The sequence below is a fragment of the Pseudomonas sp. GV105 genome, from assembly GCF_003058185.1.
Classification (GTDB): Bacteria; Pseudomonadota; Gammaproteobacteria; order Pseudomonadales; family Pseudomonadaceae; genus Aquipseudomonas; species Aquipseudomonas veronii.
Window position 1 is genome coordinate 685,029 of the sequence record NZ_QBUF01000001.1, and the last position, 24,087, is coordinate 709,115.

Below are 24,087 nucleotides of genomic sequence, written 5' to 3' on the forward strand. Positions count from 1 at the left end.
AGGTACGAATGCGGCCGCGTCATTTTCTGCGCTACGAGGGTGGCCAGTCCAAGTGCCGATGGCCTCCGTTACACATACTGACAACCCGCACCGCCCGCAAGCGGAACACAAGCACCTGCTTTCAACACCCAAACGAGCGCCTTCATACAAAGGCATTCGTCGGCAAGGACTGCCTCACCGTGTGAAAGAAGGTACTCAGCATGACATCCGTCACCCTAACCTCCGGCTCGTCCCAGCAACCTGTTTACCCGCTGTTGCCCACGGCTTTAGCGACCGACGACATGGCTCCGGTCGCAGACCCGCCTACAGAGCAAGAAGTCGACAGCAATGACAACCGCCAGGCCCTCAAAACCGCATTGGCACACAAGCGCAATCTGCAAACACTCGCCCGCCAACTCAAGCAGGCCGCCCAGTCACTGGCACCGCAAGCCAGCGCCGAAGCAGTGCTGCGCGCACTGCAAGAAACCCTGATGGACGTCGATCCAGACTCGGCGCTTCAGCATCAATCGCCGCAGAAAATCAGCCTTGAGCGTTTCATCACACACCACGGCACGTACATTCCGGCCACGCGTGAAGACCTTTTCGACATGGCCGACGCACTGATCAATCATTCGTTGTCGCACCCATTGGGCAACTTGGGCGGCGGGCTCAGTTGGGCATTGCCGCTGAGCGTGGAACACCAGCGCGTGGTGCGCGACGTCGTGGCCGACAACACCGAGAAACTGCCGGGCCTGCCCCTTTTCGACCCTCGGCGCGGAGCATTGGGGTATCTGCTGGAAGGTAATCCGCTATCCGGTACCGAGCTACAGGACCCGGCCAAGGCGCTGGAGAAACTCCTCGATACCCCCAAGGCGCAGGAGCTGGGCCAGGCGATACAGGCCAAGGTCGGCGGCATCGCGACCGATACCAGCGCAAACGACTATGTACTGAGCGCGATCCACTTGGGGCTGGACCCCGAATCCATCGAACAGCCTGGCAGAAATACCGTCGCGGGCTTCAACCTCGCTGCCGAGAGCCACTGGGGCATGTCGCCAGCCAGTGTGATCAGCGCACTGGCCAAACACCTGAGCGACAGCGACAAGACTTCCCTCGCTAGCGCGGATCTCGGCGCCAGGTTGCTGCTGGCACGGGTGGCGCCGCAATATCTGGTCAAGGATATTCCCGCCACGGTGGTGTACGGCAGCCAGGCATGGGCCAACTTGTGCATCGCCGTGGCTGCGATTGAAGCCCAGGCACCCGGCAAGGCAATGCACATGGATTTTGCCGAAGTCATGCGCCATGCCGACTCAATAGCACCGGCGGGTGAAGCGGCGCAGAAGGCCGCCTTGATCGATTGGGGCGTGGTGAACGGTTTTCTCTACGCCAAAGACGATGCGGCGTACAACAACGCAGAAATCGAGTACACCCGCGAAGCCTTCAATACCCAACACAGCGAATTGAGCGCCGCGTCCAAAGAAGTCGGCGCGACACTGCCCAGCCGCAAACAGATGGCGCTGGATCTGCTGAAAGCCACCTTCGGCGAACGCGATGACTTTGAGGATCGCGTGTTGCACATCAACTATAAATCCAACGACCCCAAGGCCCCGCGCTTCAGCCAAGCCTATTCGATGCTCGACATCACTCAGCAGGGGCTGGAAATCGACACGCATAGCTGGCTGGTCAGAGGCCCACGCGCCGACATCGATCTTGAGGCGTTTGCGCAGTTCACCCGAAGCCCGTCTTTCAATATCCCGCAGGCGTTCGACACGGCATTTACCGACGCGCTGGACACTATCAAACAGGTAAAAAAATACTCACTCATCAGTGCCATTGACCGCCTGCCGTTGGCAGATCGAACGCGCCTCAATTATGGAAAAATCAGTTTTTTCAAGGAAAACGACTACCGCACCAGCTTGATTCCTTTCGCCCAAGACAAGCTCTTCCACACCAGCCCAAAGATCCTCGTACACAGCGAATATCAAAACAGCCATCAGACATACGAATTCGATACCACAACCGGCATCATCTCCAAGGTTGACCAGGGCAGGATCAGCCGGCCCCACCAATACGTGTCGGACGAAGTCAACAAAATCGAAGCGTTTCATCCCAATCGCTCAACCCACAACTACGACGCCGAAGAAAAGGAACCGCAATACCCCACCTTCAACACGTTCCAAAGTCCGCGAACCCACTACATCGCCGACGCACTGATCAAGGCGTTGGGGTTTGATGAGCCTGCCGTCAAGCAATACGCCGCAGGCGAAACCCCGGACGAGGCGCGACGCGAATGGGTGAGTTCAACAACGGACGCATTATTGAACCTGATCCCCCTCCGCTCGGCCATCACCCACTTGCGCAACGGTCACTACAAGGACGGCGCGATTGACCTGGCGCTGGATATATTTGGCTTTGTGACGGCCGGGTTGGGCGCTACCGCAAAACTCGGCAAGGCAGTGACAAACGCGGGTTCAACCCTGGGTGCCTTGGCACGCGGCGGCAAAATCCTCGGGGTCACCGCACTCAACGCCTTCAACCCGTTGAGTGGCAGCGTTGACCTGGCGGTGGGTGCGGGCAGACTTGTCACGGATGGCATCAGCGCCAGCGCGCAAGGCATCCGCAAGCTGCGCGGCACGGCCAACGGCCAGTCGCTGGTCATCGCCAGCCAACGTTACGAGGCCGCCGCAACAGGCGTTTTACAGGTGGGTACGCAGCAAGTGGAAGGCTCGGCCATACGCCAACACGGTAAATGGTATGCCTTCGATTCAGACGCCATGCAGCCTTATGGGCCCGCACTCGACGCATTCACCCCTGTCCATACGCTGATGCCGCCCTCACCCACTGCCCAACACCCGGGGCGATCGGCTCGCGATCATCGCTTCAACCCGCTGAGCCGACCGTCACGTCCGCCACTCAGTCAACCGCCGGCTGGGCTGCCAGTCGAGCCGGTGCGTAAAATCGACCATTTGCCCGACGCCGAGTACGTGAGCAGCATTCGTGGCCGCCCCATCGAGGGCCATTTCACCCCCAGCAGAAAGCAGGCAACCCATGAGAAATTCGCCCAGGAAATGCGCGATTTTTATACGCACATGGCCGCAAACGGGCTGCCCCCCCGCCCCGAGTTTCCAAACATTCCCGCGCCAAAGAAAACGAGCGATGTGATTGCCGATGCTTTTCGCACGGCGCCTGGCCTGGTATTCGGCGAATCCCACAGCAGCTTGGCGGCTTTCCGAACTTTGTATGACAACGTCGATGTGTTTGTTCAAAACAAGGTAAAAAAGCTATTCGTCGAAGGCCTGGTGTACGACAAAATCATGCGCTGGAAAGACGATGGCATGGGCCGGATCGGGCTCATATACCGCCCTCCCAACCAACGCCCGACCCTGGGCGAACTGTTGAAAAAATTCGAAGACAACGGGATCGAAATCGTACCGCTTGACCATTTTTACCTGACGCGGCACAACGACGAACGCCACCTGTTCGGCGGCCCCATCAAGACACCTGCGCAGGCCAAACGACGACTCGAAGAGTTCAACTACTACGCCACCCGCACCATCGAGCAACACGCAGGCGAGGACAAGTGGGTTGCCCTGGTAGGGCGCCATCATCTCAATACCACCCAGAATGTTCTGGGCCTCTCCGAATTGACCGGCGCCACCGGCATCGCCGTGTATGGAAGAGCCGGACGCGTTAACTACGGCGTTCGCTCGGCGGACCCACGCCCCGGCCCCTCGGGCACCCTCACCCCTGCGGATGACTTGACCGGCGACCTGCAGATTTTCGCCGGCGAAGTGTGGCCGGTGTGACGGGAACAGCAGCCAGAAGACGTCTATCCAGAGCGATTGCAATGTGACAAAGCGGATACCGACAAATTTTCTACATCCGGCACTTCATGATTTGCATCGCTCGTTCGTCTTATTAGGTAACAGCGCCATCATTTTCCTGATCAGGCTCTGATAAGGAGTTTTTGCATGTACAACTCGCAACTGCCCACGGACGGACATTCACCGACCGCCGAGGCCGCTCATGGCAGAGGCGCCCAAGCGTTCGGCAACGCACCTGAACAGCACGGCAATCAGCGCATCCGCCATTTGCTCAAGTGTTTTGGTTTGCGCACCAGCCTGATCCGGCTGAAGGTCATCGACGCCCTCCTCACCGCCGCCGACAACCAGCGCACCCTTGGGGTACGCGGGGTACACAGCCATTTGCTGGAGCTGGGCATCCCGTTGTCGTTTCTCAGCGTGCGCGAGGTACTCAAGCGCCTGTGCAGCGAGGGCGTGATCACCCTCAATGCCGACAAAAGCTACAGCCTCCATGAAGAGGCTGCCAAAGTACTCGAAGGCCGCGCCTGACCCACGCAGCTGAATCAGAAGTTGGGCTTGACCTTGCGCCGCATCACACCGTTGATCACGACCACGGTGACCGCCACCGCAATGGCGATGTACTGGAACGTTTTTTCGCTGATAACCCCGGTGTTCTGCAAGTAGGACAGGCCAAACATCGTCCCCAGTACGACCAGGGAGATCAGAATCGAGTATTTCAAACGTTGCTTTTGCGTCATGACGGGTTCCTGAACCTTGAGAATGTATCCACTTTGTATCGCCGAACATGCCAAATACATACCCGCTGGAGGGGATGGAATCGGGTCGGCAGGGTCTCATGTTACAGGCGATGAAAAACTTTGGCTTGCCCGTCGCCTGATTCAATCTATGAGTACCCTAGAGGATTTTGAAATGTTCCGTCGAATCACACTGCTGATTCCCTTGTTGATCATCCTGAGCATGAGCGGCTGCATCATTTTCCCACACGGTGGTGGCTGGCATGACCACCGTTACTACGGTGGCGGCCCGGGTTACTACCACCGCTGATCACACGTGCGTCTCGCTCTCCCTGCGCAGAGCGAGACCGCTCAAGCCGTCGCTTATCCACCTGCCTTCAAAGGGCGCGTTTGGCCCGCCGATCACCGCCGGCACGAAACATTTTGCACCAAGCTTCTCGCCATCCTGCGGAACACTTTCAGCCAACCCACCACGGAATGGGCAGCCCTGATGCGCAATCAGATGCTCACCTCATTGAATGTGAAGGCCCCGCCGATGCTATTTCCTCTCGTTTATTTCGCAGCCACTCATACCCACACGCCACAACCTGCCCCTCGCGATAAACCCTCGCCTTACGATCCCCCATCCGATCTGACGCCAGACGACAGTAACCGCAGAAAACACCCGCTGCACACTGACGGCGACGTGACAATCAGTCGACTCATTGACTGGGATACATCGACCCCTGAAAAGCCGGAGATTATGAACAATTGGCTTTTAGTGGAAAGCGGTAACCATTCGGACCGTATCCATGTACGCAGTTGGCCCGGCGACAAGCTGCAAATCCTGATCAACGACAAGCCCTATTTTTTCGACATCAAAGAAAAACAGGGCCCGGAGCAGCACCTCTGGATCGAGACCCAAGGGGGCGATGACACGGTAATAATCGACGATGACGTCAAGCTTCGTGTTGACGTTGAAGGGGGCGATGGCAACGACTACATCCGGGCAGGCGGCGGCCGGAGCAGACTCTATGGCGGGAACGGCAAGGACTTCCTGCAACTGGGCAGTGGTCTCGGCTATGCCGAGGGCAATGACGGCGACGACACCATCCTTGGGGGAAGCGGCCATGCCGTGATGTATGGCAATAAGGGCATGGACCTGCTCATTGCCGGCGACGGTCCCGCCACCAAGCAGAGTTATCTGGACGGTGGCGACAACGAAGATGTACTCGTCTCAGGCAGCGGGCATACGGTTTCACATGGCGGCAATGACGATGACCTTCTTATAGGGCGCGACCGTACCACCTTCTATACAGGGAAAGGCCACGACACCATTTTGAATAATCAGCGCAAGGACCGTATCTACGCCAACGCCAGTGATCATTTCGACCGTACCCAAGGCTCGGCTTTCACCGAGGTCAAACCCAGCAACGCCGGCGAGCAGGCGTTCATCGTGAAAGACGGGCACCTGGAGTTCAAACAACGGGTAACCGACGACCTCGAATTCCTGCGCAGTTCGCCGCTAGGCCAACAGACCCTTGCCAAAATGGATGAACTCGCCGTGCTGAACGGCGGCAAAGTCACCATCGAACGAGGTGACTCGGGCAACACGTCATACATTTTCTGGAGAACTGATCAGGACGAGCTGACACCTGAGGCATACGAAGCTCTCACCCCATCGGAGCAGGGAATCATCCAAAATGGTGTGGCCGGTTTGGGCGCCAATAGTGCCCACATTTTTTATGACCCCCAGTCTACCCGGGAGCGAGCTGACGGTACCTTTACAGGGTTTCCCGTAAACGGCCTCTTTCACGAGATTGGGCATGCCTACAATGGCGCCACCGGCACGTTCCTGGCGGGTGAGAGTACCCAACGTCGGGAATCAGGCAGAACGGACGTCGTCCCGCATTTAGAACACCAAGTCGTTGGCCTGCCCAGCGATGCAGAACCTTTTGACCTCGATAACGACCCCGCCACGCCACTAAGCACCATTAATCCAAAACCCTTCACTGAGAACGGTCTGCTCGAAGAAATGGGTAAACCGCTTAGGAAAAGTTACCGATTTGATCTCAGTGCTCAGGGGGACGGTCTCTAGTACACCCTTCACACGCCAGCCGGTCAGCCATATCAACAACCTCAGCACCCAGAACGCCACGGCTGCCGAGCAGCAAAGCGCTGTGACCGAGTGGATCAACCGCAGCATGGTCCATATCCGACATATGGTCGAAGAGCGGGTGCAAAGCGGCCATGCCACTGAAACCAATACGCAAAGCCTGCTCAACGCCAATGCCTGGGTGATCGCGCTGATGAGCCGCTTCAAGGTGCAGTGATAAATTAATGAGACACTCCCGTGCAATGCATGGGAGTAGGTCTATCCTGACAGCTCCGGGTGCAGAGTTTCACCACACAGGAGGTGTTCCATGCGCGCTGTCGAGCAGTCGGTCCGCCTGGAGCGGATCAGTCAGGAACGCTTTATCCAAGCGCCTATCGAGGCTGTCTACAACTATGTAACCCAGCCCGATCGCTGGCACGAATGGCACCCGACCTCCCTCAGTGCCGACACCGGCACCACCGGTTCACTCTCCGCCGGCACGCGCTTTACCGAGGTGATCGACCTGCTGGGCGTGCGGGTGCCGATGAGTTACCGCGTGCAGATCGCCCGGCCGCCGGAAGAATTCAAGGCGGTATTCACCTCCCTGGCCGTCGACGGCTCGATTCACTACAGCCTGCACGCCTGTCGTGACGGCACGCTGTTCAAGCGCGTGTTGACCTATGAAACCGAACTGCAACTGGCCGGCTTGCACGAGCGCATGGTGGAGCTGTCCACGGTTGCGCTGGACCAGCTCAAGCAACGCTTGGAAAACCCCGCCTTCGTCGAATGAGCCAACATACCGTCGAGCTTCCGCACGGCCGCGATGCGCCTTAGTCTCGACGGCGAGCCTATCGACCCAACGACCGGACAGCCTGCAAACATCTCCGGCAACATCTTGACAAGGCAAAAGCGTAACCTCTATTGTCTGACAACCTGACTACCAAGGTTTTTTCCATGCTTGAGCTCCAGCGCCCTGACTCGCTCGTTGTACGGGTCGTCAGCGCCATCCGCGCCGAAATCGATTCTGGCCAATTGGCGCCCGAGTCGCGTTTGCCCACTGAACAGCAACTGGCTGAACAACTGAACGTCAGCCGCTCAGTGGTGCGCGAAGCGATTGCCCAACTCAAGGCCGACGGTGTGCTGACAGCCAAGCGTGGCCTGGGCTCATTTATCTCGCAAACCCCTGCGGGTACGGTGTTTCGCTTCCCGGAAAAAAACGGTCGTCGTCCGGACCTGGCGCAGATGTTCGAAGTGCGCCTGTGGATCGAAACCCAGGCCGCCTCGATCGCCGCCCAACGCCGTGATGCCGACGACCTGCAGCGCATGCAGAAGGCGCTGCAGGAAATGCACGACCAGCGCGCCGACTTCGAGGCCGCCGCCCTCGCCGATGTCGAGTTTCATCGCGCCATCGCCGAAGCCAGCAAGAATGACTACTTTGTCGCCTTCCACGACTTTCTGCGCAGCCAGTTGGCCAGTGCGCGCAAAACCGCCTGGGAAAACTCGGCGTCGCGTTTTGCCAGTGGCTCGGCCGACGCCACCCAGGAACACCAGGCGCTTTACCAGGCCATCGCCGATGGTGATGCCCAAGCGGCCGCAGCCAATGCCGAAGCGCACCTGCGCGCAGCGGCCAAACGCCTGCAACTTGAGCTGCCTGCCACGAATTGAATGATCCAAGCTTTGTGCAGCGTGCCTCAGGCACGCCATTTTTTTAACAAAAACATTAGTCTGACAACCTGATAAGCAGACTGAAATGTGCAGCCCTTAGGTACTCCAAACCATGATTTACGACTTCTGCATCATCGGCGGTGGCATCGTCGGCCTGGCCACTGCGATGGAGCTGCTCAAACGCCAGCCCAACGCCTCACTGGTGATCCTGGAAAAAGAAGCCTCGCTGGCCAAGCACCAGACCGGGCATAACAGTGGGGTGATTCACGCTGGCATCTACTACGCCCCCGGCAGCCTCAAGGCCGATCTGTGTAAACGCGGCGCCGAGGCCACCAAACGGTTTTGCCGCGAACACGGGATCAAGTTCGAGGTGTGCGGCAAGTTGCTGGTGGCCTCCACGCCCCTGGAAATGCAGCGCATGGAGGCACTTTATGCGCGCTCGCAGTTGAATGAGCTGAAGGTCGAACGCCTGGACGCCGACCAACTGCGCCAGCGCGAGCCCAACATCATCGGTCTGGGCGGCTTGTTTCTCGATGCGACCGGCATTGTCGATTACCGCGAAGTCTGCGAAACCATGGCCCAGGTAATTCGCCGACAAGGCGGTGAGATCTGCCTGGAGCGCACCGTCACCGCCATTTCGGAAGACACCGACAAGGTCACCGTCAACACCCGCGGCGAAGCCTGGCAAGCCAGGCACCTGGTGGTCTGCGCCGGCCTGCAGTCGGATCGGCTGGCGACGATGGCCGGGGTCAAGATCGACCACCAGATCATCCCCTTTCGCGGCGAATACTTCCGCCTGCCGGCCTCGAAGAACAACCTCGTCAACCACCTGATCTACCCGATTCCAGACCCGGAACTGCCGTTCCTCGGCGTGCACCTGACGCGGATGATCGACGGCAGCATCACCGTCGGCCCCAACGCCGTGCTGGGCCTGGGCCGGGAGAACTACCGCAAGTTCTCGATCAACTGGCGCGACGTGGCGCAGTACGCCAGCTTCCCCGGTTTCTGGAAAACCCTCTGGCAGAACCTGGGTTCGGGCAGCGTCGAGATGAAAAACTCACTGTTCAAGTCCGGCTACCTGGAGCAATGCCGCAAGTACTGCCCGTCGTTGAACCGCGAAGATCTGCTGCCCTACGAAGCAGGCATCCGCGCCCAGGCCGTGATGCGCGACGGCAGCCTGGTCCACGACTTTCTGTTCGCCCAGACGCCCCGCATGCTCCATGTCTGCAACGCGCCCTCACCCGCCGCCACCTCGGCGATTCCCATCGGCGAAATGATCGCCGATCGCATGTTCACACCCGGCTGACACCGCATCCCCGGCCCTTCCCGGGCCATCGCCACAAGCGTCACTTTGACAATAAATATAATGACTCAGAAGGAAGTACAGAATGACGGCAACACCGCATACCGCTGCCCCGGAAACGCCGGCACAAAGCAAAAAACGCCTGCGCAAAGTCGCCGCCGCCACGATCTTCGGATCGATGCTGGAGTGGTACGACTTTTACCTGTACGCCACCATGGCGGCCATCGTGTTCTCGAAGATCTTCTTCGACAACAGTGACCCGAAAACCGCCTCGCTCATGGCCTTTTCCACCTTCGCCATCGGCTTTATCGCCCGACCGTTCGGCGGCATTCTGTTCGGCTACCTGGGCGACAAGTTCGGCCGTAAGCAGGTGCTGGTATTGACCTTCTGCATGATGGGCGTGTGTACCACACTGATCGGCCTGATCCCCAGCTATGCCTCCATCGGCATCTGGGCGCCGATCATCCTGGTGTTCATCCGGATCATCCAGGGCCTGGGCGCCGGGGCCGAGTTGTCGGGCGCGGCGGTCACTTCCTACGAGCACGCGTCGGAAGGCAAGCGCGGTAGCCAGGGCGCCTGGCCGGCGTTGGGCCTGAACCTGGGCCTGCTCCTGTCGTCATTGACCGTGTACCTGCTGACCATCAATGGCAACGACTTCATGCTGGCAGGCGGCTGGCGTATCCCGTTCATCTGCAGTATCGCGTTGGTGGGCGTCGGCCTGTGGGTGCGCAACAGCATTCCGGAAACCCCGGAGTTCAAGGAGCTGAGCCAGGCACCCAAGGTCGCCAAGCCTTCGCCGCTCAAAGCGCTGTTCAAGAACGATCTCAAGGGGTTGGCGGTGGTGTTCTTCGTAGCCATTGGCTACAACGCCCTGAGCTATATCTTCAAGACGTTTTCCCTGGCCTACCTGACTCAATTCAAAGGCGTCGATGTGCACGTCACGTCGCTGTCGGTGACCATTGCCAGCCTGATCGCCATCGTCGCGGTGCCGTGCTTCGGCTGGCTGTGCGACAAATGGAGCAGCAAAAAAGTGCTGGTACTCGGCGGCGTCTGCTCGCTGTTGTTTGCCTACCCGTTCCTGGCCCTGCTCGACACTGGCGACAGCCTAATGATCTACATTGCCATCGGCGTCGGCACCGGCCTGCTCGCTCCCATGATGTTCGCGCCCCAGGGCTCGTTCTTAAGCCGTCAATTCCCGACCCAGACGCGCTCCTCGGGCTTCGGCACCGGCCGCGAAATCGGTACCGCTATCGCCGGCGGCCTGGCACCGCTGGGAGCCTTGTCCCTGGTGGCCGCGTCACCGACCCACGCCACAGGCGGGGTGGTGATTATCCTCGCGATCGCGGCACTGCTGGTGGTGGTGTTCGCCCTGTGCGACCAGGGCCGTAAACACTCGACCTTCAAGAACTGAGCGAAAAACCTCGGTCGACTTCAGCGCGGGGGCCAGGCCATGGCCTGTGCCCTTGCGCATGACCGACGTCAAGGCCGCTCTTCACGTAACCGGGTAACCTAAAAATGTGAGATGAGTATTCACTCCCCCGAAGAAACCCTAGGAGCACCCGTTGAAAACCCGTCACTGCCTCGTCGTCCTCTTCCTGATCACGACGTTGACGTTACTCATGGATATACCGGTCAAGACGTGGCTGACCTCAGCGACCCTCAGTTTGCTGCTCGGCACTTGCGCGCTGGTGTACATGGCGGCGTCCTGTGTACTGGCCAGTCGCTGGTCGGTGGTGGAGAACGTGTTTGGCGGCCTGGATCGCGTCTATGAAGTACACAAGTGGTTGGGCATCTGGGCGCTGGTGTTCGCCACGTATCACTTTGTGTTCAAAGCTAACCTGGATGTGTGGAACAGCGTGCCCATCCTGGAGCTGCCCAAATACTGGACGCGCCTCGTCCGTCAACTGAGCTACGTGGCGCTGGGCCTGATCGTGCTGTTGGCGTTGAACCGCAACATTCCTTACAACGTCTGGCGCTGGTGGCACAAGTTGTCTGGCCCGCTGTTCCTGATCGTGATCCTGCACGGGCTGAGTTTCAAATCGCCGATCACCCTGACCGCGCCATCGGGCGTCTGGTTGACCTTGTGCTGCAGCCTGGGCGTCATCGGAGCCCTCTATAAATTGGTGCTCTACCCCTGGGTTGGGCGTGCCGGCGAATACCGGGTGACGGCCGTCAACCGCGCCAACGGCGCGTTGCATTTGACACTGGCGCCGATTCACAACGGGTTTGACTTCAAGGCCGGGCAATTCGCGTTCCTGGCCATGCAGGTCAAAGGGTTGCGCGAGCCGCACCCCTTCACAATCGCCAGCGCCAACCGTGAAAACGGGCAGATTGCGTTCATGATCAGAGGGTTGGGGGATTACACCAACGCCCTGGCAGACTGCGCCAAGGTCGGCATGCGCGCCGATCTGTATGCGCCTTACGGGCGCTTCAAGCGTGCCGTGCAGGCCGAACGGGAAATCTGGATCGGCGCCGGTGTGGGTATTTCGCCGTTTATTTCCTGGCTGCAAGACCCAGCCGCCAAAGACTTCGACAAAGCCACGCTGGTCTATTGCTTCACGCCCGCGCGCGCCTTCCCGCCGGCCGAACAGGTGCAGACCATGGCCCGCTTACGAGGTGCGCAATTCGTCAGTAATGCCGGCGGCCTCGAACGCTTGGCCGACACCCTGCGCCAAGCCGTGGCCGAGACCGACCCCGACAAAGTGCATATCAGCTTCTGCGGCCCCAAAGGCTTGCTGGTCAAGGTTCGCGAGCTGATGAACGCCCACCGGATTCCACCGGCCAACCTGCACAGCGAACGGTTCGAGTTTCGCTGAAACCACGGGACGCAGGTCAACCCAGCACCTGAAGGGGGTTTGGCGGTGGACGTAAACTGGCATGATAGCGCCCATCCCACAACCTTCTCTGACTTGCGAGACGCCCTATGAAAACCCCATTGCGACTGGCCCTGCTTTCAGCCCTGTTGACCACCGGCCTGGCCCAGGCGGCCGAGCTGATCCCCATCGACGTACACCGCGACGCCAACTGCGGCTGCTGCAAACAATGGATCCGCCATCTGGAAAGCCACGGTTTCAAGGTCAATGATCACGTTGAGACCGATATGAGCGCGGTCAAACAACGCCTCGGCGTCGCGCCGCGCCTGGGCTCGTGCCATACCGCCGTGATCGACGGCAAGTTCGTCGAAGGTCACGTACCCGCCGAGCACGTGTTGGCGCTGCGCAAGCGCGATGATCTGCTCGGTATCGCCGCGCCGGGCATGCCCATGGGTTCGCCCGGCATGGAAATGGACGGCCACGGCGACGCCTACCAAGTCATCGGCCTGACCCGCGACGGTAAAGATGTGGTGGTGGCCGACTACCCGGCACACTGATCGATGCTGACGGGTTACCTGGGGCTGTTTTTTGCGGCGTTCGGCGCCGCCACCCTCCTGCCCTTGCAATCGGAAGCCGTGCTGGTGGGCCTGCTGCTCAGCGGGCATTACAGCCTGTGGTGGCTGCTGGGCATTGCGACGCTGGGCAACGTGCTCGGCTCGCTGGTCAATTGGCTGCTGGGGCGCTCGATCGAGCACTTCAAGGCGCGGCGCTGGTTTCCGGTCAACGCCCGGCAACTCGACAAGGCGCGCCGCCACTACGAACGCTGGGGGCATTGGACGTTATTGCTCAGTTGGGTGCCGATCATCGGCGACCCGCTGACCTTGATCGCCGGGGTGATGCGCGAGCCGCTGTGGCGCTTTTTGCTGCTGGTGACCCTGGCCAAGGGCGTGCGTTATGGCGTGCTGGCCGCGCTGACCCTGCACTGGGTGTTAATCCCCACTTAATCGCCTGCAAACAGCATCCGAGCTCCCCACTCGGAGCCCCGCCATGCCTCTACTGCGCACCTTTTGCGTTGCCGGCCTGCTCGCTGCCGGCGCAGCGCCCGTATTCGCCGCCACCGAAGGCCCTAGCTACGGGCCTGAACTGCAGGGTTTCCAATACCCTTATCCGGTTCAACAGTTCCGCTTTCAGTCCCAAGGCAAATCCCTGCACATGGGCTACATGGACATCCCGGCCAGCGGCACAGCCAACGGTCGCAGCGTGGTGCTGCTGCACGGCAAGAACTTCTGCGGCGCCACGTGGGAGGGTTCGATCAAGGCGCTGAGCGACGCCGGTTACCGCGTGATCGCACCCGACCAGATCGGCTTCTGCACCTCGAGCAAGCCCGACAGCTACCAGTACAGCTTCCAGCAACTGGCGATCAATACCCACCAACTGCTGGAAAAACTCGGCATTCAGAAGGTCACCCTGCTCGGCCACTCCACCGGCGGCATGCTCGCCACCCGCTACGCGCTGCTGTACCCAGAGCAAACCGAGCAACTGGCGCTGGTCAACCCGATCGGCCTGGAAGACTGGAAAGCCCTCGGCGTGCCTTATCGCAGCGTCGACCAATGGTACGAACGCGAATTGCAGGTGAGCGCCGACGGCATCCGCAGCTACGAGCGCGACACCTACTACGCCGGCCACTGGAAGCCCGAATACGAGCGCTGGGTACAGATGCTCGCCGGCATGAACAAAGGCCCCGGCCACACCCAGGTGGCATGGAACTCGGCGCTGATTTACGACATGATCTTCACCCAGCCGGTGTACTACGAGTTCAAGGACCTGCAGGTGCCCACGCTGCTGCTGATCGGCACCAGCGACACCACCGCCATCGGCAAAGACCTCGCGCCGCCGGCGGTGAAGGCAAAGATCGGGCACTACGCGGTGCTGGGCAAACAGGTAGCCAAGTTGATCCCCCGCGCCACCCTGGTGGAATTCCCCGGCCTGGGTCACGCACCGCAGATGGAAGAACCGGCGCAGTTCCACAAGGCCTTGCTGCAGGGGCTCGACCACCTTTAATCCAACGTTATAAGAGGCGCCCGCGTATGTCGCTACAGATCGCAGTCATTGATGATTGGCAAGACGTCGCCCGTGATGTGGTGGACTGGTCAGCCCTGGCGGCGCTCGGCCAGGTGCATTTTCTGCATGATTACCCGGCGGACACCGCCACGATGGTCGAGCGCCTGAAAGGCTTCGACGTGATCTGCGTGATGCGCGAACGTTCGACCTTCGATAGCCCGTTGCTGCAAGGCCTGCCCAACCTCAAGCTGCTGGTGACCGGTGGCATGCGCAACGCCGCCATCGACCTTGCCGCCGCCAAAGCCCTGGGTATCCAGGTGTGCGGCACCGACAGCTATAAACACGCGGCACCGGAGCTGACGTGGGCGTTGATCATGGCGTCCACGCGCAACCTGCTGGCCGAAGCCAATTCCCTGCGCGCCGGTCACTGGCAGGTGGGCCTGGGCGGCGACCTGCATGGCCAGACCCTGGGAATCCTGGGGCTGGGCAGCATTGGCCAGAAGGTCGCGCAATTTGCCCAGGTGTTCGGGATGCGGGTGATTGCCTGGAGTGAAAACCTTACACCGCAACGCGCGGCGGAATCCGGGGTGACGTGGGTCAGCAAGCGCGACTTGTTCGCACAGGCCGATATTCTCACCATCCACCTGGTCCTCAGCGAGCGTAGCCGTGGGCTGGTGGATGCCGAGGCGCTCGGCTGGATGAAGCCGACGGCACGCCTGGTCAATACGGCACGCGGGCCGATCGTGGACGAACCGGCGCTGCTGGAGGCCTTGAGCAACGGCCGCCTGGCGGGAGCAGCGCTGGATGTGTATGCCGAGGAGCCACTGCCGGTCGATCATCCGTTGCGCCGTTTGCCGAACGTGCTGGCCACTCCCCACGTCGGGTATGTCAGCGAGCAGAATTACCGGCAGTTCTATCAGCAGATGATTGCCGATATCCAGGCTTGGGCCGCGGGCACGCCCATTCGCGTGCTCGGCTGACGCACCAATTCAGCGCACGCGCACTGCGGTGACGAGGCGCCTGCTCCCGAAACGCCCCTGAAGCGGGGCGCCAGCCCACCAACCGGACCGCGCGCCCTCGCCACGCGCTATCCACCGATCGCCACGCGCCCACACCGCTTTCCAACGTCGCATATCGTTACAAGTTTTTTTGTCCTACAAAATTTCCACATAAACCCTACAGTCTTTAGGATTTGTCCTAGACTCAAGCTCGATGGGTCCGTTCAAAAACAAAAGCCCCGCAAAAAATCGAAACTTTCAAACTCTGCCGTAGGTCAGGTTTAGGGTAAGGCGTGCATAAGCGGTTCAGACCGAATGCCCGTCCATCCAATCTATTTCAGCTAACCGTGCAACTGGCACAAGCCTTGCCAGTTTGTATAGCGCTTGTGCGTCTGGCCGCAGGAAGCGGTCTTCGGAGCTAGTGGCAGCGGGCCACCAGCCAACCAACATGTGGGAGAGAACTATGATCAGTGCCGCAGTAGAAACTCAGGGAGAGCGTTTTAGTAAATCGGCAGGGGGGCCAACATCGTTGGTCGATCTGCCCAATGCTGTGCGGCCGGTCGTGAGTCATAACCCCAATCGAAAGAAAGTCTTGTTCGTCACTTCCGAATTTGCCGACCTGGTCAAGACCGGCGGCCTAGGCGATGTTTCCGCCGCCCTGCCCCGCGCCATGGGGCACTTGCACGATGTGCGCGTGCTGATCCCCGGTTACCCGCAGGTGATGGAAAGCGACAACCCGATCCATATCATCGGCGAACTGGGTGGCCACGCCGCGCTGCCGCCATGCAAGATCGGGCGCATGGACCTCAAGGATGGCCTGGTTATCTACGTACTGATCTGCCCCGAACTGTACGAGCGCGAAGGCACGCCCTATGGCGCCAACAACGGCCGCGACTGGCCGGATAACCACATCCGCTTCGCGCGCCTGGGCCTGGCCGCTGCCGACATGGCCGCCAACCTCGCCCAGATCCACTGGTGCCCGGACCTGGTGCATGCCCACGACTGGCCCGCCGGCCTGGCCCCTGCCTATATGCACTGGCGTGGGTCACGCACACCGACCCTGTTCACCATCCACAACCTGGCATACCAGGGCGTGGTCAGCCTGGCCTCCACGCCGGAGCTGGGCATTCCGCCCCATGCGCTGCAACAGGAAGGCATGGAGTTCTACGGCAAGATGTCGTTCCTCAAGGCGGGGATGGCCTACTCCAGCCACATCACCACCGTGAGCGCCACCTACGCCCAGGAAATCACCACCCCGGAATTCGGCTGCGGCCTGGACGGCTTTCTCGCCAGCAAGACCCAGCAAGGCTTGCTCAGCGGCATTCCCAACGGCATCGATGAAAGCTGGGAAGCCTCCACCGACACGCACCTGACCCACAACTTCAATATCGGCGATTGGGAAGGCAAGGCAGTCAACGCCGCCCACGTGCGCAACCTGTTTGGCCTGCATGACTCCACCGGACCGCTGTTCGCCGTGGTCTCGCGGCTGGTCTATCAAAAAGGCCTGGACCTGACCGAAGCGGTCGCCAGCTTTATCGTCGAGAACGGCGGCCAGATCGCGATCATCGGTCGTGGCGAGCCGGAAGAAGAACAGGCCATGCGCGAACTGGCGCTGCGCTTCCCGGGCCAGGTCGGTGTACGCATCGGCTTCAACGAAACCGACGCCCGCCGCATGTTTGCCGGCAGCGACTTCCTGCTGATGCCGTCGCGCTATGAACCGTGCGGCTTGAGCCAGATGTACGCGCAGCGCTTCGGCTCGCTGCCGGTGGCGCGCAACACCGGCGGCCTGGCGGACACCATCGAAGACGGCGTCACCGGGTTCCTGTTCAACGAGTCCACCGTGGACAGCTACCGCGAAGCCCTGAACCGTGCGTTCAAAGTGTTCGCCTACCCAGGCCTGCTCAACGCCATGCGCTGCCGGGCGATGACCCAACCGTTCAACTGGTGCCAGGCGGTCGAACCCTATGCCGAACTGTATGAACAACTGGTGGCCAAGGCGCTGGGGAAATCGACTAAATAATCAAGGGAGGTCTTCATAGATGCCGTTACGGACTCTGGAAACCTGGCCCCACGGCGCAATCATGCTGGACGCGCAACACACGCGTTTCGCCTTGTGGGCGCCAGACGCGTTTTATGTCAGCGTTGAATTGCAAGATGGCCGCTCGGTCGCCATGCTGCCCCAGGCAAATGGCTGGTTCGAAACGGAGATAAAGTGCCCCGCAGGCACGCGCTACCGCTACAACATCGATGGGGAAATGGATGTCCCCGATCCCGCATCCAGGGCCCAGGCCTCGGACGTGCATGGCTGGAGCCTGGTGGTCGACCCGCTCGCCTATGAATGGCGACACCACCCATGGCAGGGCCGCCCCTGGCATGAAGCGGTGATCTACGAACTGCATGTCGGCGCGCTGGGCGGCTTCGCAGCCGTCGAGCAGCACCTGCCACGCCTGGCCGAACTGGGCGTTACCGCGATTGAGTTGATGCCCCTGGCGCAATTCCCCGGCGAGCGCAATTGGGGCTACGACGGCGTGCTGCCCTACGCGCCGCACGCCGCCTACGGCAGCCCCGAACAGCTCAAGCATCTGATCGACAGCGCCCATGAACACGGGCTCGCGGTCTTGCTCGACGTGGTCTACAACCACTTCGGCCCCAATGGCAACTACCTGGGCCAGTACGCCAAAGACTTCTTCCAGCAAGATGTGCATACGCCATGGGGCGCCGGCATCGACTTCGAGCGGCGTGAAGTGCGGGACTTCTTTCTGGACAACGCCCTGATGTGGCTGCTCGACTACCGCTTCGACGGCCTGCGCCTGGACGCGGTACACGCCATCGACAACCCCGGTTTCCTGCGGGAACTGGCGCACCGGGTGCGCCAGCAGGTCGACATCGGCCGTCATGTTTGGCTGGTGCTGGAAAACGAACTGAACCAGGCCAGCCTGCTGAAACACGATTTCGATGCGCAATGGAACGACGACTTCCACAACGTATTGCATGTGCTGCTGACCGGCGAAACCGATGCCTACTACAGCGACTTTGCCCAAGCGCCTACCGCCAAACTCGCACGTTGCCTCAGCGACGGCTTTGTCTACCAGGGCCACACCACGCGCCACGGGCATGCACGCGGCGAACCCAGCAGCGGCTTGCCGCCCACCGCCTTCGTCGCGTTCTTGCAGAACCACGACCAGATCGGCAACCGCGCCCTCGGCGAACGCCTGCACCAACTGTGTTCGCCCCAGGCGCTGAAGGCGGCGACCACCTTGCTACTGATGTCGCCGATGATCCCGTTGCTGTTCATGGGCGATGAAGTCAACGCCAGCGAGCCGTTTCTGTTTTTCACTGACCACCATGGCGAACTGGCAGAAGCGGTACGCGAAGGTCGTCGCAATGAATTCGCCGATTTCGCCGCGTTCCACGACCCCGAGCGACGCGAACGGATTCCCGATCCCAACGCGCTGCCGACCTTCGAGCAATCGGCGCCGTCATTCGCCGCCAACGAACACACCGAGTTCTATCGCCACCTGCTGCGCCTGCGCCGCCAGCATATCGTGCCGCACCTGCCCGGCAGCGTGGCCCTCGGTGCGCAGGTGCTGGCAGACCGCGCCGTCAGTGCGCGTTGGCGCCTGGGCAACGGCAGCCTGTTACAGATCGACCTGAACCTGAGTGCCACGGCCCTGGCTCACCCCGCTGCGCAGCATGTGCTGTTCCAAACGCCGGCGCATGACCACGCGCACCTGGCGCCCTTCAGCGCACGCGTTACCCTATCCCCTGTTGGAGAGCACCCTTGAGCGAAGCGAACCTGGAAATCCTCGCCGGCCGAGCGGGCCTGGCGGTCGATTGGATCGACGCAAACGGCCGCCCGCAACGTGTCAAACCGGACGCCCTGCGCGCCGTCCTCAAAGGCCTGGGCCACCCGGCAGACAGCGATGCCGAGATCGACGCCAGCCTGCGAGACCTGGAGCAAGTGCAACAGGACAAACACCTGCCGCCCTTGCTCACCGTCGACAGCGGCGAAGGCCTGGACCTGGCGCGCTACTTCGCGCCCGACACCGTCTGCCGGGTCAGCCTCGAGGAGGGCGAAGTCCTCGAATTACGCCTCGACGGCAACGCGGTACTGCCCGGCGTGATCGCCCTCGGCTACCACCAAGTGCATATCGCCGACCAGGCCTTCACCCTGGCCGTGGCCCCTCGTCACTGCTACAGCGTCGCCGATGCCGTCGACAGTCAAACCCCACGTGCCTGGGGCCTGAGCGCCCAGTTGTACGCCCTGCGCCGCCTCGGCGACGGCGGGTTCGGCGACACCCTGGCGCTGGAACACCTGGCCCGCTCGGCCGCCGAACGCGGTGCCGACGCCCTGGCGATCAGCCCGATGCACGCGATGTTCAGCGCCGACCCCGAGCGCTACAGCCCGTACTCGCCGTCGAGCCGCCTGTTTCTCAATAGCCTGTACGCATCGCCCGGCTGCATCCTGGGTGAGCGCCAGGTGCGCAATGCCATCGAGGCCTGCGGTCTGGCCGACGAGCTGCACACCCTCGAACAACACACCCTGATCGACTGGCCCACCGCAGCCAAGGCCAAACACCGCCTGTTGCGTGCCCTGTACGACGACTTCCGCCACGGTCAACACCCGCAACACGCCGACTTCCTCAGTTTCCGCCAAGCGGGCGGTGAAGCCCTGGAGAACCACTGCCGTTTCGAAGCGGTCCAGGCCGCGCGTGCCGCCGCTGGCGAAGACCTCGACTGGCGCCATTGGCCAGAGCAATGGCGCAGCCCGCAAAGCCCGGCGCTCCTGCGCTTCGCCGAGGAAAACCGCGACGACATCGGCTTCTACGCCTTCGGCCAATGGCTGATCGCGCGCTGCCTGGAACGCGCCCAACAAGCCGCCCGTGGCAGTGGCATGAGCATCGGCCTGATCGCCGACCTGGCCGTCGGCGCCGACGGTGGCGGCAGCCAGGCCTGGAGCCGCCAGGATGAATTGCTCGCCGGCCTGACCGTCGGCGCGCCGCCGGACATTCTCAACCGCGCCGGCCAGGGCTGGGGCATCTCCGCCTTCGCCCCGGAAGGCCTCAAGCGCCATGGCTTCCGTGCGTTTATCGAGATGCTGCGGGCCAATTTCGCCCATGCCGGCGGCTTGCGTATCGACCATGTGATGGGCCTGCAACGCCTGTGGGTGATGCCCATGGATGCCTCGCCCCAGGACGGCGCCTACCTGTATTACCCGGTGGACGATCTGTTGCGTCTGCTGGCGCTGGAATCGCACCGCCACCAGGCCATCGTCCTCGGCGAAGACCTCGGCACCGTGCCCGACGGCCTGCGCGACAAACTCATCGGCCGCTCGATTCTGGGCATGCGCGTGCTGCTGTTCGAACAGGGTCATGATGGCCAATTCAAGCCGATCCTCGACTGGCCGGACAACGCCCTGGCCACCACCAGCACCCACGACCTGCCAACCCTCAATGGCTGGTGGCACAGCCGCGACATCGACTGGAACGTCCAGCTCGGCCTGATCGATGCGCCCACCACGGAGCAATGGCGCGAGCACCGCCTGCGCGAACGCCAGGCACTGCGCCAGGCCTTGAGCCAGGACCCGCAGAACTTCGTCGATGAAGTGCGCAATGAAACCGACCACATGATCGATGCCAGCGTGCGCTACCTCGGCCACACCCGCGCGCCGCTGGTGCTGCTGCCGCTGGAAGATGCCTTGGGCCTCGAAGAACAAGCCAACCTGCCCGGCACCATCGACACCCACCCCAATTGGCGCCGCCGCCTGCCAGGCGAGGCGGCGAGCCTGCTCGACAATGCGGGTGCCGCGCGCCGCCTGGAACTGCTGGCGGTGGCACGCAATCAAGCCCATGAGCGTGACCGATGAAGGCTCTGCCCCTGCGCGCCAGCCAGCGCCTGCAGTTTCATAAAGGGTTCACCCTCGATGACGCGGTGGCTCTGGTGCCGTACTTTGCCCGGCTGGGCATCAGCCATTTGTATGCCTCACCGCTGCTCAGTGCCCGCGCAGGTTCCATGCATGGCTATGACGTGGTCGACCCCACCACCGTCAACCCGGAGCTGGGCGGCGAAGCGGCGTTGCGCCGCCTGGTGGCCGCCCTACGCCAACACGACATGGGGCTGATTCTCGATATCGTGTCCAACCACATGGCCGTGGGCGGCGCCGACAACCCCTGGTGGCTCGACCTGCTGGAATGGGGCCGGTTGAGTCCCTACTGCGAATTCTTCGACATTCAATGGCACTCGCCCGACCCGCTGCTCAAGGGCCAATTGCTCATGCCGTTCCTCGCCAGCGACTACGGCGAAGCCCTGCAAACCGGCACGTTGACCCTGCACTTCGACGCCGCGCACGGCAGTTTTTCCGTCGAGCACTACGAACACCGCTTCCCGATCTGCCCACAAGATTACGCGACGATTCTGGGCGCCGATGAACTGCTCAAGCCCCTCGCCGACCGCTTCAGCACCCTCGCCTACCAGAGCGATGCCTACGCCGAAGCGGCCTGGCTCAAACAAGCCCTGGCCGAACGCGCCACCGACAACGCCGTGCGGCAGGCCATCGAACAGCGGCTGGGCACCTTCGACGCACGCCAGCCCGACGGGTTCCAGCGCCTGCACGGGCTGTTGGAGCAACAGGCCTATCGCCTGGCCAGTTGGCGCACCGCGGCGGACGATATCAACTGGCGGCGCTTCTTCGATGTCAACGATCTGGGCGGCCTGCGCGTAGAACGCAGTGCCGTGTTCGAAGCCACCCACGGCAAGATCTTCGAGTTGATCAGCCAGGGGCTGGTCGATGGCCTGCGCATCGACCATATCGACGGGCTGGCCGACCCACGCGGGTATTGCCGCAAGCTGCGGCGGCGGGTCGATACGCTGTCGCCCGAGCGTCACCTGCCGATTTTCGTCGAAAAAATCCTCGGCGAAGGCGAAACCCTGCGCGAGGACTGGCAGGTGGACGGCACCACCGGTTACGAATTCATGAACCAGCTGTCGCTGCTGCAACACCGCCCGCAAGGCTTCGCAACGCTGGCCGAGCTGTGGACCCGGCACAGCGAACGGCCGTCGGCCTTTATCGAAGAAGCCTGGCTGGCGCGCCGGCAGATCCTCAACGGTTCTCTTGCCGGCGACTTCGAAAGCGTGGCCCAGGCCTTGCTGCAAGTGGCCCGCGACGACGTGATGAGCCGCGACCTGACCCTCGGCGCGATCCGCCGCGCCCTGCAGGAACTGATCGTGCATTTCCCGGTGTACCGCACCTACATCAGCGCCTGTGGCCGCAGCGAACGCGACGACACGTTTTTCCTGCAAGCCCTGGCGGGCGCGCGCAGCACCTTGAGCGAAGGCGACTGGCCGGTGCTGGACAACCTGGAAAAATGGTTGGGCGGCCAACCGTGGCGCAATCGCCCGCTCGGCCGCGAGCGCAAGCTGCTCAAGCATGCCTGCGTGCGCTTCCAGCAATTGACCTCGCCGGCCGCCGCCAAAGCCGTGGAAGACACCGCGTTCTATCGCTCGGCGGTGTTGCTGTCGCGCAACGACGTGGGCTTCAGTACCGAACAGTTCAGCGCACCGCTGGCCGATTTTCACGCGGCCAATCAGCAGCGCTTGCAGGCGTTCCCCGATAACCTGCTGGCCACCGCCACCCACGACCACAAACGCGGTGAAGACAGCCGCGCCCGCCTCGCCGTGTTGAGCGAATGCGCAGGGTGGTATGCCGAACAGGTGACGCATTGGCGCCGCCTCGCCGCGCCGTTGCGCAACGACGCCAGCAGCCCATCGGCAGGCGATGAGTTGATCCTCTATCAGGTACTGCTCGGCAGTTGGCCGCTGGACCTGCACCTGGACGACCGGCCGGCACTCGAGGCCTATCAACAACGCCTCTGGCAATGGCAACAAAAGGCCCTGCGCGAAGCCAAGTTGCAGAGCAGTTGGAGCGCGCCCAACGAGGCTTACGAACAGGGCGTGGAAACGTTTCTCACGCGCCTGCTGCTCAGCGACGCAGGCCGCGCACTGCGCACCGCCATCGGCGCCGCCGCCCAAGCGATTGCCCCCGCTGGCGCGCTCAATGGGCTGGCGCAATCCTTGCTTCGAGTCACAGTGCCGGGTGTGCCGGACCTGTACCAGGGCAATGAGTTCTGGGACTTCAGCCTGGTCGACCCGGACAACCGCCGCCCGGTGGATTTCAACGCACGGCAGCACGCGCTGGATACCCCACCGGACATCGGCAAGCTGTTGTTCAACTGGCGGGACGGGCGTATCAAACAAGCCTTGATCGCCCAGGTGCTGGCCTTGCGCAAGGCCCATCCTGAACTGTTCCATCGGGGCAGCTACACGCCCCTGGACGTGGTCGGTCGACATGCCGAGCACGTGGTCGCGTTCTGCCGCGAATACCAGGGCAAACGCGCACTGGTGGTGGTGCCGCGCTGGCCCTATCGCCTGCTGGAAAACGGTGTGCATCCCCAGGTCAATGCGCGGGTTTGGGGCGATACCCGAGTAAAATTACCGTTCGCCGCGCCAACCGAAAACTGGAAGGGACTTTTTCATACACGCGCAGTCACACCAGACAAGGAGCTGTTGATCAGCACTGCGCTGGGGGATTTCCCGGTCAACGTCTTTATCGATCCTGATGATCAATCAAGCTGAAATTTTCT

Annotated in this window: 19 protein-coding genes and 1 pseudogene; 18 read left to right on the forward strand and 2 right to left on the reverse strand. The window is 61.6% G+C overall.

The features are described 5' to 3' along the window. Positions 1-413: 413 nt before the first annotated feature. On the reverse strand, positions 414-611 hold the full coding sequence (locus tag C8K66_RS30515) for a hypothetical protein (RefSeq protein ID WP_132849935.1): 198 nt from the start codon (positions 609-611) through the stop codon (positions 414-416). Positions 612-701: 90 nt separating this feature from the next. On the opposite strand from C8K66_RS30515, the gene C8K66_RS02990 reads away from it, so the two are divergent. Together C8K66_RS02990 and C8K66_RS02995 are read left to right on the forward strand one after the other, a co-directional pair. After that, on the forward strand, positions 702-3,782 hold the full coding sequence (locus C8K66_RS02990) for a membrane-targeted effector domain-containing toxin (protein ID WP_132849936.1): 3,081 nt from the start codon (positions 702-704) through the stop codon (positions 3,780-3,782). A 165-nt stretch (positions 3,783-3,947) separates the two neighbouring features. Further along, entirely contained in the window at positions 3,948-4,328 is a 381-nt protein-coding gene (locus C8K66_RS02995) for a hypothetical protein (RefSeq protein WP_046486080.1), read from the forward strand. Positions 4,329-4,342: 14 nt separating this feature from the next. Here the strand turns inward: C8K66_RS02995 and C8K66_RS03000 are convergent, their stop codons facing one another. Next, complete coding sequence (locus tag C8K66_RS03000; RefSeq protein WP_017846379.1) at positions 4,343-4,537, reverse strand: hypothetical protein; 195 nt, start codon at positions 4,535-4,537, stop codon at positions 4,343-4,345. 172 nt (positions 4,538-4,709) lie between these two features. Between C8K66_RS03000 and C8K66_RS31165 the strand changes: the two genes are divergently transcribed. The 16 genes and pseudogenes from C8K66_RS31165 to C8K66_RS03075 all read left to right on the forward strand — a co-directional run bounded on the left by C8K66_RS31165 (position 4,710) and on the right by C8K66_RS03075 (position 24,079). After that, on the forward strand, positions 4,710-4,844 hold the full coding sequence (locus C8K66_RS31165) for a hypothetical protein (RefSeq protein WP_017846380.1): 135 nt from the start codon (positions 4,710-4,712) through the stop codon (positions 4,842-4,844). 6 nt (positions 4,845-4,850) lie between these two features. Beyond that, the gene (locus C8K66_RS03005) at positions 4,851-6,611 is read left to right on the forward strand and encodes a M91 family zinc metallopeptidase (protein WP_256590894.1); all 1,761 of its coding nucleotides are present in this window, start codon (positions 4,851-4,853) and stop codon (positions 6,609-6,611) included. 22 nt (positions 6,612-6,633) lie between these two features. Beyond that, positions 6,634-6,846, forward strand: a pseudogene (locus C8K66_RS03010) (methyl-accepting chemotaxis protein); the annotation flags it as partial. A 90-nt stretch (positions 6,847-6,936) separates the two neighbouring features. Further along, positions 6,937-7,398 (forward strand): SRPBCC family protein, encoded by a 462-nt coding sequence (locus tag C8K66_RS03015; protein ID WP_017846383.1) that lies wholly within the window; start codon positions 6,937-6,939, stop codon positions 7,396-7,398. A 164-nt stretch (positions 7,399-7,562) separates the two neighbouring features. Continuing rightward, complete coding sequence (locus C8K66_RS03020) at positions 7,563-8,273, forward strand: FadR/GntR family transcriptional regulator (protein WP_017846384.1); 711 nt, start codon at positions 7,563-7,565, stop codon at positions 8,271-8,273. 112 nt (positions 8,274-8,385) lie between these two features. Then, positions 8,386-9,579, forward strand: coding sequence for an L-2-hydroxyglutarate oxidase (lhgO, locus tag C8K66_RS03025; RefSeq protein WP_017846385.1), 1,194 nt, complete (start codon positions 8,386-8,388; stop codon positions 9,577-9,579). A gap of 82 nt (positions 9,580-9,661) precedes the next feature. After that, positions 9,662-10,987 (forward strand): MFS transporter, encoded by a 1,326-nt coding sequence (locus tag C8K66_RS03030; protein WP_046383588.1) that lies wholly within the window; start codon positions 9,662-9,664, stop codon positions 10,985-10,987. Between the two features lie 151 nt (positions 10,988-11,138). Beyond that, the gene (locus tag C8K66_RS03035) at positions 11,139-12,392 is read left to right on the forward strand and encodes a ferric reductase-like transmembrane domain-containing protein (protein ID WP_046383589.1); all 1,254 of its coding nucleotides are present in this window, start codon (positions 11,139-11,141) and stop codon (positions 12,390-12,392) included. A gap of 107 nt (positions 12,393-12,499) precedes the next feature. Then, positions 12,500-12,946, forward strand: a complete 447-nt coding sequence (locus C8K66_RS03040; RefSeq protein ID WP_017846388.1) for a DUF411 domain-containing protein — start codon at positions 12,500-12,502, stop codon at positions 12,944-12,946. A gap of 3 nt (positions 12,947-12,949) precedes the next feature. Continuing rightward, complete coding sequence (locus C8K66_RS03045) at positions 12,950-13,393, forward strand: YqaA family protein (protein ID WP_017846389.1); 444 nt, start codon at positions 12,950-12,952, stop codon at positions 13,391-13,393. A 43-nt stretch (positions 13,394-13,436) separates the two neighbouring features. Then, entirely contained in the window at positions 13,437-14,450 is a 1,014-nt protein-coding gene (locus C8K66_RS03050; RefSeq protein WP_108524214.1) for an alpha/beta fold hydrolase, read from the forward strand. A 26-nt stretch (positions 14,451-14,476) separates the two neighbouring features. Further along, on the forward strand, positions 14,477-15,430 hold the full coding sequence (locus C8K66_RS03055) for a D-2-hydroxyacid dehydrogenase family protein (protein WP_017846391.1): 954 nt from the start codon (positions 14,477-14,479) through the stop codon (positions 15,428-15,430). A gap of 481 nt (positions 15,431-15,911) precedes the next feature. Beyond that, positions 15,912-17,468, forward strand: coding sequence for a glycogen synthase GlgA (gene glgA, locus C8K66_RS03060; RefSeq protein ID WP_079443969.1), 1,557 nt, complete (start codon positions 15,912-15,914; stop codon positions 17,466-17,468). A gap of 19 nt (positions 17,469-17,487) precedes the next feature. After that, positions 17,488-19,233 (forward strand): malto-oligosyltrehalose trehalohydrolase, encoded by a 1,746-nt coding sequence (gene treZ, locus C8K66_RS03065; protein WP_108524215.1) that lies wholly within the window; start codon positions 17,488-17,490, stop codon positions 19,231-19,233. Further along, on the forward strand, positions 19,230-21,314 hold the full coding sequence (gene malQ / locus C8K66_RS03070) for a 4-alpha-glucanotransferase (protein WP_057004598.1): 2,085 nt from the start codon (positions 19,230-19,232) through the stop codon (positions 21,312-21,314). Before treZ ends, malQ begins: the two co-directional genes overlap by 4 nt. Next, on the forward strand, positions 21,311-24,079 hold the full coding sequence (locus C8K66_RS03075; RefSeq protein WP_108524216.1) for a malto-oligosyltrehalose synthase: 2,769 nt from the start codon (positions 21,311-21,313) through the stop codon (positions 24,077-24,079). The genes malQ and C8K66_RS03075 overlap by 4 nt, the downstream gene beginning before the upstream one ends. Positions 24,080-24,087 lie beyond the last annotated feature (8 nt).